A 323-nucleotide genomic window follows, 5' to 3' on the forward strand; every position below is an offset into this window, starting at 1 on the left:
CAAGGGTATCGCTCTGCTAGACGAATCCCGCGGATTTCCCCGCCTGCACTACGTTTTCGATGTGTCGGACACCGGGGTGCGCCGTAATTCCCGTGACCCCGACCTGTGGCAGTACAACGATGACCTGAAACAGCCGGTGTCAGAAATGCTCGCCGCCACCTACGGCATCAGCGGAGAGCGTGTCAGCCAGCAGCTTGCGGACGTGGCGGGGAAACTGGTGGCAGAGTACTGGGACAACAACGGCGAGGACATCCGTGCCAGCGTTGACGGTTCGCTCCTGATGGATTATGATGAAGCCGGGGTGGAGATGCAGTTCAAGTCCG

Annotated in this window: 1 protein-coding gene; it reads left to right on the top strand. The window is 60.1% G+C overall.

Going from position 1 to position 323, the window contains the following annotated elements; genetic code table 11:
• A partial coding sequence (locus P0G09_RS16775; protein ID WP_275253233.1) for a hypothetical protein occupies nucleotides 1-323 on the top strand: 323 nt, incomplete at both ends.

It is taken from the genome of Faecalibacterium sp. DFI.5.82 (genome assembly GCF_029076575.1).
Taxonomy (GTDB): Bacteria; Bacillota; Clostridia; order Oscillospirales; family Ruminococcaceae; genus Faecalibacterium; species Faecalibacterium duncaniae.